An 11433-nucleotide genomic window follows, 5' to 3' on the forward strand; every position below is an offset into this window, starting at 1 on the left:
ACAAATAAGAATACATGCTCCCTACCTATAAGATCGCCATCCTTGATATGAATGCAGGCCAGCCAAATGAAGGCATGCGTTGCATAAAAATGTTGGTGGAACAGTTTTTTGAGAAAGATGATGTTCAAGGAGATTATCAGATCTTTGATGTCCGTGTGAATAATGTGGTCCCTGACTACACCGACTTTGATATTTTTATCTCTTCCGGAGGCCCGGACTCCCCAAAACCCACTGGGGAAGAATGGGAGAAAAAATACTTTCGCTTCCTGGATGAGCTCTACGATCACAATCTGTTAGAAGAGAAAAAAAAATACCTTTTCCTTATCTGTCATTCCTTTCAACTTGCCTGTCTGCATTGGAAACTGGCGAAAGTAAAAAGAAGGAAATCTACAGCCTTTGGAATTATGCCGGTGCATAAAACAAAGCGGGGAAAGAAGGAATACCTGTTAGAAGGGTTGCACAACCCATTCTATGCGGTAGATTCCAGGGATTATCAGGTGATAAAACCTAAAAAGAAGAAACTTAAAAGCCTGGGGTGCTCTGTATTGTGTAAGGAGAAGAAACGCCCGCATATTCCATTGGAACGGGCCGTTATGGCAATTCGATTTTCAAAAGAGATCTTTGGGGTTCAGTTTCACCCTGAGGCCGATTCTGAAGGGATGATGCGCTATTTTCAAAGAGCAGATAAAAAAGCCCATATCATAAAACACCACGGAAAAAGGAAGTATCACGATATGATGATTCACTTAGACGATGATGACAAGATCCTGAAGACAAACAGGACCATTATCCCCAGATTTTTACAACAGGCAGCAGACGCCATAGACCACAAAACACCAATTTCTGTATGATACCCAACATTAGGGACCAGTTTAACAAAGACTTTAAACAATCGTATTATGAAGGCCTTCAAAAAGAGGTAGTAGATACCTTTGGTGAGCCCTGTGCCTTCAGGATCTCGGAATCGCCTGTTTTCTTTGACAAAGCAATGAAGAAAAAGGTTTTTGATGCCTGTGATGCCATCCTTGAACAAGTAATGAATCTGGATTTTGAAGCGGTAAAACAACGTTTTATGCCCAAGCATCTGCATTCTCCTTCACAATCAGGAAATCCTCATTTCCTGGGCATCGATTTCGGATTGTGTGAAGACGAAGCTGGCAATTTAAGCCCACAATTGATAGAGTTACAGGCATTTCCCTCTTTATTCTGTTATCAACCGTTTCTGGCGAAAGCATACTTAAAGCATTACCCAAACATTCCCAAAGAAGGGCACCACTACTATTTGGGCGGACATACAGAAGAAACGTATTTCGAGAAACTAAAGGAGGTAATACTAGGGGAAGAAGACCCGGAGAATGTGATTCTCATGGAGATCTTTCCGGAGAAACAAAAGACGCGAATCGACTTTTGGGCTACAAAACAGGCCCTCGGGATAGAGATTGTTTGCATGACCAAAGTGATCAAGGAAGGAAAAAAATTATTTTACGAGAAGGATGGGCAAATCATTCCCATACGTCGTATTTATAACCGTGTGATCTTCGATGACCTCTACCAATTTAAAGACCTGAAGACCAACTTCAATATTTTTGACGACCTGGATGTGACCTGGATCACCAACCCGGATTGGTTCTTTATGATCTCTAAATGTATTATGCCCATGTTGTCTCACGAGAGTGTGCCAGAATCTTATTATCTGGATGAGATTCCTGAGGATATAGACCTTCAGAAATACGTCTTAAAGCCACTGTTCTCATTTGCGGGTAAGGGCGTAAACCTTGATCCCAGCTGGGAAATGCTCAACAAGATAGAGGACCGTAAAAATTATATGCTACAGAAGAAGGTTACCTATGCGTCTCTAGTTAAGACCAATACAGATAAGAATTCTAAAGTGGAGCTACGCATTCTCTATGTATGGGATGATGAGGCAGGGAAACTAAAACCGGTTATAAATCTTACAAGGATGGGGAAAGGTGGGCTTATCAATGTTTCGCACCTCACTGAAGACACCTGGATAGGGTCTTCCATCAGCTTTTTTGAAGACTAATAAGTACGGTTTAAGACTATCCTACTGGCTGTTAGCTACCAGTTTGGCAACATATTTTCCTATCACATCAAACTCCAGATTCACCCTGCTGCCCTTGGAATATTGCTTAAATCGGGTATTCTCATAGGTGTAGGGAATAATGGCCACGCTAAATGAATTCTTTTCAGAATTTACAACGGTCAGGCTCACACCATCTACCGTAATAGAGCCTTTTTCAATAGTTATATGGTGTGGTTGAAGGTCATAGGTAAAAGTAAAATACCAGCTCCCGTCTTTCTCTTCTACTCTGGAGCATACTGCAGTAGTATCCACGTGTCCCTGTACGATATGACCATCTAATCTAGATCCCAGTATCATGGCCCTTTCAAGATTTATGGGCTCCCCTTCCTTAAGTCCGTTTAAGGTAGTTTTTAAAAGGGTTTCTTCTACAGCCGTAACCGTATATTGATCATCCTGTATCTTCACAACGGTTAGGCAAACCCCATTGTGTGCCACACTTTGATCGACTTTTAATTCTGAGGAAAGAGAGGAGGAAATACTAAGGTGCAGATTGCCTCCATCTTTTTCAAGGTGGGTAACAGTTCCAAGGGTTTCAATGATTCCTGTAAACATGTATCGGAAGTTTTAAGAAAAGCGATAATTTCGCAATGCAAACGCGGTTTAAAGCTTATTTTTGAACAATAAATCTCGCAGGAAGCATAAGCGTAATGAGTACTAAAAGAACTCCTTGGCTTAGTTGTATTCTCTTCCTGCCAGGGATCGCAAAGTTAGTGCAAACCATAATTAAATGAGAAAGGAAAGTTCAAAAATAAAAGTGGGTATCTCCATTGGAGATATAAACGGCATTGGCTGCGAAGTGATCTTAAAGACCTTCGAAGACCCGAGAATGATGGAGTTGTGCACCCCGGTAATATTTGCCTCTACCAAAACCATTTCACAACAGAAGAACGATCTGGGAATGGAGCTCACTTTCCATGGCCTGGACAGCGCTTCTCATGCCCTGGAAGGTAAGATCAATGTGGTAAATGTATGGAAGGAAGTCCCAACCGTAAATTACGGGATGGCTACAGAAGAGGCAGGGATGTATGCCATTCGCTCTTTAAAAGCAGCAGTAAATGCCTTAAAGAATAATGAAATAGACCTTTTAGTGACCGCTCCTATCAACAAGAAGAATATTCAGGCTAAAGATTTTAATTTTCCGGGGCATACAGATTATTTGGCAAAAGAACTGGATGGGGACAGCTTGATGTTTATGGTTACAGAAAGCTTAAAAGTGGGCTTGTTAACAGATCATGTGGCGGTAAAAGATGTGGCAACTACTATAACCCCAAAGTTAATCAAGACCAAAGTTGGTATAATTGAAAAAAGCCTGATCGCTGACTTTGGAATACGAAAACCAAAGATCGCCCTGCTGGGGATCAATCCGCATAGTGGAGACAATGGGGTGATCGGGAAAGAAGATGAAGAAGTGCTTAAACCCACCATAAAGGAAATGTCGCTTGCCGGAAAACTGATTTATGGCCCTTATGCAGCCGATAGTTTTTTTGGTTCGGATACTTATCGGCAGTTCGACGCTATTTTAGCAGCCTATCATGATCAGGGCCTAATCCCTTTTAAAACCCTCTCCTTTGGGCAAGGCGTTAATTACACAGCCGGTCTGTCAAAGGTGAGAACCTCCCCGGATCACGGAACGGCCTATGAAATTGCCGGCAAGGGTGTGGCCGATGCCGGATCGTTTAAAGAGGCGGTCTTTACAGGGATAAAGATCTTTAAAAACAGAGAGGAATATGAAGGCCTTACAAGCAACCCTCTCAAGAAGCAAAAAGTGAGACCTGCCTAAACAGGTATAATTCGGATTGTTTCCCGGGGTAAAGGGCCGAAATAATTAGGAAATAGGTTTGCAATTGACAAAAATAAATTATCTTTGCACGCCTTAAACGATTGTAAAAGATGACGACGCGTAAGGAATTTAGCATTCCTTTTTCAGGATTAAAGATAGGAGCACATACGTTTGAGTTTCAAATTAAGAATAAGTTCTTTGAATCTTTTGAATATCATGAGTTTAATGAAGCCGACATTTCGGTGCGGGTTAAATTAAACAAAATGACCACTGTGATGGAGTTAGACATGAGTGCCGAAGGCACCGTAAACGTTGCCTGCGACCTCACGAATGAACCTTTTGACCAGGCCATTACTGCTACCTTGCGGTTGGTGGTGAAGTTTGGAGAGGAGTTCAATGACGAGGATGACGAAATTTTGGTCATTCCACACGGGGAGCATCAGTTGAATATAGCACAATACATTTACGAAATGCTAGTGTTGGCTGTTCCTCCAAAACGCATTCACCCAGGGGTGGAAGACGGAAGTCTCCAATCTGAAGTATTGCAGAAACTGGAAGAATTACAACCAAAAGAAACAAAGAAGAACGATAAAAACAAGACAGATCCCAGATGGGACGCTTTAAAAGATTTACTAACGGATAAATAAGTTTCACAATGGCACATCCTAAAAGGAAGATTTCTAAAACCAGAAGAGACAAAAGAAGAACTCATTATAAAGCAGTGGCACCAACTCTTGCCAAAGACCCAACAACTGGCGAGATGCATTTGTACCACAGAGCACACTGGCATGAAGGTAAACTTTATTACAGAGGCCAGGTTCTGATCGATAAAGAGGAAGAAGCAACGGCTTAAGTCTCTATAATAACAACTAGACTCCCATCATCAAAGATGGGAGTTTTTTTATGGGGAATATGCAAGGGCCTAAAATCCCTTGAATTGGGCAAAAAGTCATAAAAAATCACTATTTTTCACAACTTTTGGAGCATTTTTGAAGGTTTACGCAAATAATTAGATGGGAGCATGACCAAAATTACAGCAGCAATCACAGCTGTGGGGGCCTACGTACCCGACTTCAGGTTAACCAATAAACTTTTGGAAACCATGGTGGATACGAATGATGAATGGATCACCACTCGTACCGGTATCAAGGAGAGAAGAATTCTCAAAGACAAAGACAAGGGTACATCCTTTCTAGCTATAGAAGCCGCTAAGAACCTTTTGAAAAAAAGTAATATTGATCCAAAAGAAATAGACCTCGTTTTATTGGGTACTGCCACTCCAGATCTTCCAGTGGCGTCTACTGCAGTCTACGTTGCCACTAAAATTGGCGCTGTAAACGCATTTGCATACGATATTCAGGCCGCCTGTTGTAACTTTCTATACGGGATGTCTACTGCGGCTCGTTATATAGAATCAGGGAAGTACAAAAAAGTACTTTTAATAGGAGCTGATAAAATGTCTTCCATTCTCGATTACACAGACAGAACCACCTGTATCATTTTTGGAGACGGGGCCGGAGCGGTACTCTTTGAACCCAATTCTGAAGGATATGGATTGAAGGACGAGTTTCTGAGGTCTGACGGAAACGGGAGGGAGTTTCTAAAAATTGAAGCGGGAGGATCCTTGTTGCCGGCAACTGAGGAGACCGTAAAAAATAAACAGCATTACGTATACCAAGATGGCAAATCGGTATTTAAATTTGCGGTAACCAATATGGCAGATGCGGCTGCTTTGATCATGGAGAGGAACGGTCTTACCCACGATGATGTACAATGGCTAGTACCACACCAGGCTAACAAGCGGATCATTGATGCCACCGCAAATAGAATGGGCCTTGAGCCTTCCAAAGTAATGATGAACATACAGAAATACGGAAATACAACATCTGCTACACTGCCACTTTTATTAAGTGATTATGAGCAGCAATTAAAAAAAGGAGATAACCTGGTTTTCGCGGCCTTTGGCGGTGGATTTACCTGGGGGTCTATCTATTTAAAATGGGCATATAACTAAGCAAGAACTAATCAAAAAAGAATTCCATGGATATTAAAGAGATTCAAAGCTTAATTAAGTTTGTGGCAAGGTCAGGAGCCAGTGAAGTTAAACTGGAAACAGACGACATTAAAATAACCATCAGGACAGGAGCTGCCGGGTCTGGTGGGGAGACCACATATATTCAGCAACTTCCCGTAAGTGTTCCGCAAGCATCACAGGTTCAGGCCTCAGCGCCTGCCGAAACTCCAGCGGCAAAAAAAGAGGAAGATTCAAATTTGATCACTATCAAATCCCCTATCATAGGAACTTTCTACAGAAAACCATCTCCAGACAAACCTTCTTTTGTGGAAGTAGGAGATACTATTGAAGTAGGCGATGTATTGTGCGTTATTGAAGCCATGAAACTTTTCAATGACATTGAATCTGAGGTATCTGGAAAGATCGTAAAGGTATTGGTAGACGATTCTTCTCCGGTAGAGTTCGATCAGCCTTTATTCCTCGTAGATCCTTCTTAAGAAGAAACTAACATAGCCCGGGACTATGGTTGCTCTGTATAAAAGCAGAAACAACTTCCCTGGCAGCGAAACCTAGGTAAATATGTTTAAAAAAATACTCATAGCGAATAGAGGTGAAATAGCCCTTAGAATCATTCGTACTTGCAAGGAAATGGGCATCAAAACGGTTGCTGTTTATTCCAAGGCCGATGAAGAAAGTCTTCATGTGCGTTTTGCGGATGAGGCAGTTTGTATAGGACCTGCACCCAGTAGTGAATCCTACCTGAAGATCCCTAACATCATTGCAGCCGCAGAAATCACAAATGCAGATGCAATTCATCCGGGATACGGATTTCTATCCGAGAATTCCAAGTTTTCCAGAATTTGTGCCGAACACGATATTAAGTTTATCGGAGCCACCGGAGAACAGATCGATAAAATGGGAGACAAGGCTACCGCAAAAGAGACCATGAAAAAGGCCGGGGTTCCCATAGTGCCAGGGTCAGAAGGACTATTAAAGGACGTACCAGACGCCATAAAAACAGCGAAGAAAGTAGGCTACCCGGTAATGATTAAAGCTACTGCTGGCGGGGGCGGTAAAGGTATGCGTGCCGTGTGGAAGGAAGAAGAGATGGAAGCATCTTTTAACAGCGCTGTAAAAGAAGCCACCGCTGCCTTTGGCAACGGGGGGATGTATATGGAAAAGCTTATCGAAGAACCGAGACATATTGAGATCCAGGTAGTGGGAGATCAATATGGAAAGGCATGCCATCTTTCTGAGCGCGATTGTTCCATACAAAGAAGACACCAGAAACTTACAGAGGAAACCCCCTCTCCCTTTATGACAGATAAGTTACGGGAGGATATGGGAAAAGCGGCAATTAAGGCCGCCGAATTTATTAAGTACGAAGGGGCCGGAACCATTGAATTTTTAGTGGACAAACACCGCAAATTCTATTTTATGGAAATGAACACCCGCATCCAGGTAGAACACCCCATTACAGAACAGGTGGTAGACTACGACCTGATCAGGGAACAGATCCTTGTTGCCGGAGGAGTGCCGATTTCCGGAAAGAATTACTATCCAAAATTACACGCTATAGAATGCCGGATAAACGCCGAAGATCCATATCACGGGTTTAGGCCATCTCCAGGAAAGATCACCACCTTGCATACGCCCGGAGGCCATGGAATTAGATTAGACACCCATGTATACAGTGGCTATACCATTCCGCCAAACTATGATTCAATGATCGCCAAATTAATTACTACGGCTCAAACCAGGGAAGAAGCCATCAATAAAATGAAAAGGGCACTGGATGAGTTTGTGATCGAAGGGATCAAAACAACTATTCCGTTTCACAGGCAATTAATGGATCATCCGGACTATTTAGCTGGGAATTACACCACTAAATTTATGGAAGGATTTAAAATGGATCCGGAACCTGAAAATAACTAATATAGACTCCGGCCTTGTCCGGAGTTTTTTATACCTATGAATCTTAGCTATTGGGAATACAAAACATGGTTTCACAATGTGGACTATACCATAATAGGCAGTGGTATTGTTGGGTTATCATGTGCGCTTTCACTTCGTAAAAAACACCCAAAATCAAAGATCTTACTGCTTGAAAAAGGCAGTATGCCACAGGGCGCCAGTACTAAAAATGCCGGATTTGCTTGTTTTGGGAGTATTTCTGAGATCCTGGAAGACCTGGAACATCACAGTGAGGCTGAAGTCCTACAATTGGTCCAGGAACGTTGGGAAGGTATTGAACTGCTTAGAGCTACTCTCGGAGACAAAACCATTGATTACCAGCGGAGGGGTGGACACGAACTTTTCTTTAAAAAAGATCAAAAATTATTTCAAAAATGCCTGGATCGCGTAGATGAGGTCAATGATTTGCTGCGGCCGGTTTTTGGAAAAAATGCCTTTCAGGTGCAACCAAACACTTTTGGATTTGAAAAATTGGTAGACAATTATATCACCAATCCTTTTGAGGCGCAGATCAACACGGGTTTTATGATGCAAGCGCTCTTGACGAAGGTAAGGGAAGCTGGTGTGCACATTTTAAATGCCATGGAGGTAACTTCCTACGAAGAGGATGCATCGGGAGTCACCATCAGTACAAAAGATTTTGAATTCCGCTCCGGGAAAATGTTAGTTGCGACAAATGGTTTTGCGGCAGAGTGGCTTCGGGAAGATATAGTGCCTGCAAGGGCACAGGTTTTGATCACAAAACCGATAGCCGGACTTAAAATTAAAGGAACATTCCATTTAGATAAAGGCTATTATTATTTTAGAAATGTTGAGGATCGTATCATGTTTGGCGGTGCCCGAAACTTGGATTTTAAGACCGAAGAAACTACCAAATTTGGGCTTACATCAAAGATTCAGGAAAAATTGGAAGAGGTATTGAGAGAAACCATCCTGCCTAACATCCCATTTGAGATAGATCGGCGCTGGAGTGGCATTATGGGAACAGGTTCGCAGAAAAGACCTATAGTAATCCGACTTACAGATAGAGTTGCTTTCGGGGTGCGTCTTGGCGGTATGGGGATTGCAATAGGCAGCCATGTTGGCAAAGAGTTGGCGGATATAGTTTAACTACTTTTTCATCATTTTTGATCTTTTAGGCGGACTCCCCAGAAATATGTAATTTTCCGTAGTACTTGAAGTACACTAGAGGTTTTATCCAATGGAAATCATTTATTTAATAATTGCGGTTCTATTTATTGTGGTCTTAACCACCAGGCTTAAAGTTCACCCTTTTCTCGCTCTCTTGCTTATCTCAATTGCATACGGAATTTTTGCGGGAATGCCGCTGCAGGATATTACCACTGCTATTAATGATGGCTTTGGGGGTACTTTGGGCAAAATAGGGTTGATCATCGTATTGGGAGTTATCATTGGCGCCTTTCTGGAACACACAGGAGGTGCGCAGACCATTGCAAAAAGCGTGCTGAAACTAATTGGGAAAAAACGTATCCCATTGGCCATGGGTTTCATTGGATATATTGTTTCCATCCCGGTATTTGCAGATAGTGGATTTATGCTTTTACACCCTTTAAGTAAAGGACTTAGCAGGAAAGCAGGAATTTCCCTGGCTGGTGCTGCCATTGCCCTAGGACTGGGCTTAATGGCATCACATACGATGGTGCCTCCCACCCCGGGACCTATAGCAGCTGCAGGAATTTTGGAAGCAAATCTTGGGTTAGTCATTGCCATTGGCATCCCGGTTAGTTTACTTGCCCTTGGGGCAGCAGTGCTTTTTGCGACGAAATTTGCGGCCAAAACCTATATTGATCCGGGCCAGGACGACTCTAATGAAGACAAAAAGACAGAGGAGGTACAAGATCCGGGAATTGTTAGATCTTCCTTGCCAATTGTTATCCCAATTATCCTGATCGTATTAAAGTCGTTATTCATAAAAGCACGAGCGGAAGAATTGGGCCTACTTCAAAGCCTGATCTCATTTTTAGGGGACCCGGTGATTGCCTTGCTCATAGGAGTATTTCTTTGTTTACTACTCCCCAAAAAACTTCATTTGGAGATGCTGTCATCTACCGGGTGGGTAGGAAACGCCATAAAAGATGCCGCCTCAATTCTGATGATCACCGGTGCCGGAGGTATTTTTGGCACGGTTTTACAAATGTCTGGGATAGCCGAGGTTCTTGGTTACTCCCTAAAAGACCTGAACATTGGGATTTTTCTTCCTTTTCTGCTGGCCGCAGCCCTAAAAACGGCCCAGGGATCCTCTACGGTTGCCCTCGTGACTACAGCTTCTATATTAGCCCCCATGATGTCATCACTGGGGTATGAAACTGAGATCCAAAAGGCATTGGTGGTAGTTTCTATCGGTGCTGGTTCGGCGATGATCTCTCATGCCAATGACAGCTTTTTTTGGGTGGTAACACAAATGAGCGGAATGAACGTAAAAACGGGCTATAGATTGTTTGGATTAGGCACGGTAGTCCTTGGCACTACGGCCGCTATTGCTGTATTTGTCGCCTCTTTAATATTGGTCTAAGGAAGATCTTTTAGTCGCTTGTTAATGGTTTCAATGGATACATTCAGGTAGACCTTAGTGCCAATTTTCAGATCCTTTTCAGAATGAAAGAATAATGTACCGTCCTCAGAGTCTCCTTCTACCAGCGTATATCCTCCCATGGGATAGATTTTTTTTACCTTGGTAGCTAAACCGGAAGAGTTTGAAACCTTAAACTCATGGGCGTAGACAATGATGTTTCTTTTGCTATCGGCATATGACTTTAATACTGTGATGGGCAAAATATTGGCTTCTCCAAACAAACTGGCTACATAGATATTGGGAGGTGATTCATAGACTTGCCTTGTTGCTCCTTCTATGAGCAGTTCTTTGTCTTTTAGTACCAGGATGCGATCTGCGAATGGAAGTACATCTAAATGATCGTGGGTTGCGGTAAGGCAGGTTATTTTTTCTTCTTTAAGGTATCGAAATAGATTTCTGCGCAGACTATTCTTTCGAAAATTATCAATATGGCTAAAGGGTTCATCGAGCAGCAGTACATCTGGTTTCTGAGCCAGGACCCTGGCAAGGGCCACCCTTTGTTGCTGACCTCCGCTCAGATTTTTTACCTTGGTCTTTGCATCGGCCGTCATTTCAATCATTTCGAGTAACTCATCCGTCCTCTCTTTCATTTCCTTTGGGAAGAATACAGATAGGTGTTCACTAATGTTCTCGGCTACAGTGGTGAATGGCATCAGATCAAACTCCTGAGACAGGTATTTCATATACGATTCTCCGGGCACTAGCCTATATAGGGGGCCTTTTACCTCTTCCTTTCCCCATAGGATATTGCCATCTCCAGGGGTAAGCAGACCATACACTAGTTTTAACAAGGTGCTCTTTCCGCAGCCGCTTTCACCCATAATAGCCACATGTTCGCCTTGGGCCACCTCAAATGAGAGGCCTTCGAGCACATTGGAGGTGTCGTAAGCGAAGGAAAGCTTATTTACTTGCAGCATTGGTATGTTGGTACTGTGGTTTATTGAAAAAAAATCCGCCTCTAAAGAAAC

General features: G+C 42.7%; 12 protein-coding genes. 10 read left to right on the forward strand and 2 right to left on the reverse strand.

What is annotated here, in order from left to right; genetic code table 11:
- Positions 1 to 14: 14 nt before the first annotated feature.
- Together WBM49_RS00930 and WBM49_RS00935 are read left to right on the forward strand one after the other, a co-directional pair.
- Complete coding sequence (locus WBM49_RS00930) at positions 15 to 851, forward strand: type 1 glutamine amidotransferase (RefSeq protein WP_424370181.1); 837 nt, start codon at positions 15 to 17, stop codon at positions 849 to 851.
- Positions 848 to 2044 (forward strand): hypothetical protein, encoded by a 1197-nt coding sequence (locus tag WBM49_RS00935; RefSeq protein WP_424370182.1) that lies wholly within the window; start codon positions 848 to 850, stop codon positions 2042 to 2044. The genes WBM49_RS00930 and WBM49_RS00935 overlap by 4 nt, the downstream gene beginning before the upstream one ends.
- A gap of 21 nt (positions 2045 to 2065) precedes the next feature.
- Here WBM49_RS00935 and WBM49_RS00940 read toward each other — a convergent pair whose 3' ends face one another.
- A complete protein-coding gene (locus WBM49_RS00940; protein WP_424370183.1) occupies positions 2066 to 2656 on the reverse strand; it encodes a riboflavin synthase in 591 nt (196 codons plus the stop codon).
- A gap of 175 nt (positions 2657 to 2831) precedes the next feature.
- On the opposite strand from WBM49_RS00940, the gene pdxA reads away from it, so the two are divergent.
- The 8 genes from pdxA to WBM49_RS00980 all read left to right on the forward strand — a co-directional run bounded on the left by pdxA (position 2832) and on the right by WBM49_RS00980 (position 10405).
- The gene (gene pdxA / locus WBM49_RS00945) at positions 2832 to 3884 is read left to right on the forward strand and encodes a 4-hydroxythreonine-4-phosphate dehydrogenase PdxA (RefSeq protein ID WP_424370184.1); all 1053 of its coding nucleotides are present in this window, start codon (positions 2832 to 2834) and stop codon (positions 3882 to 3884) included.
- Between the two features lie 110 nt (positions 3885 to 3994).
- Complete coding sequence (locus WBM49_RS00950; protein ID WP_424370185.1) at positions 3995 to 4531, forward strand: YceD family protein; 537 nt, start codon at positions 3995 to 3997, stop codon at positions 4529 to 4531.
- Positions 4532 to 4539: 8 nt separating this feature from the next.
- Positions 4540 to 4737 (forward strand): 50S ribosomal protein L32, encoded by a 198-nt coding sequence (rpmF, locus tag WBM49_RS00955; protein WP_424370186.1) that lies wholly within the window; start codon positions 4540 to 4542, stop codon positions 4735 to 4737.
- A gap of 168 nt (positions 4738 to 4905) precedes the next feature.
- Positions 4906 to 5898: a beta-ketoacyl-ACP synthase III gene (locus WBM49_RS00960; RefSeq protein WP_424370187.1), complete on the forward strand. Its 993-nt coding sequence runs from the start codon at positions 4906 to 4908 to the stop codon at positions 5896 to 5898.
- Positions 5899 to 5924: 26 nt separating this feature from the next.
- Positions 5925 to 6395 carry an acetyl-CoA carboxylase biotin carboxyl carrier protein gene (gene accB / locus WBM49_RS00965; protein ID WP_424370188.1) on the forward strand — a complete coding sequence of 157 codons (471 nt, stop codon included), beginning with the start codon at positions 5925 to 5927 and terminating at the stop codon, positions 6393 to 6395.
- 82 nt (positions 6396 to 6477) lie between these two features.
- The gene (accC, locus tag WBM49_RS00970) at positions 6478 to 7833 is read left to right on the forward strand and encodes an acetyl-CoA carboxylase biotin carboxylase subunit (RefSeq protein ID WP_424370189.1); all 1356 of its coding nucleotides are present in this window, start codon (positions 6478 to 6480) and stop codon (positions 7831 to 7833) included.
- Between the two features lie 36 nt (positions 7834 to 7869).
- Entirely contained in the window at positions 7870 to 8982 is a 1113-nt protein-coding gene (locus WBM49_RS00975) for an NAD(P)/FAD-dependent oxidoreductase (protein ID WP_424370190.1), read from the forward strand.
- A gap of 91 nt (positions 8983 to 9073) precedes the next feature.
- A complete protein-coding gene (locus WBM49_RS00980; RefSeq protein ID WP_424370191.1) occupies positions 9074 to 10405 on the forward strand; it encodes a GntP family permease in 1332 nt (443 codons plus the stop codon).
- Here the strand turns inward: WBM49_RS00980 and WBM49_RS00985 are convergent.
- Positions 10402 to 11382: a sulfate/molybdate ABC transporter ATP-binding protein gene (locus tag WBM49_RS00985; protein WP_424370192.1), complete on the reverse strand. Its 981-nt coding sequence runs from the start codon at positions 11380 to 11382 to the stop codon at positions 10402 to 10404. The two genes, WBM49_RS00980 and WBM49_RS00985, sit on opposite strands and share 4 nt — an antisense overlap.
- Positions 11383 to 11433: the final 51 nt, after the last annotated feature.

The organism is Muriicola sp. (genome assembly GCF_049669965.1).
GTDB lineage: Bacteria > Bacteroidota > Bacteroidia > Flavobacteriales > Flavobacteriaceae > Muriicola.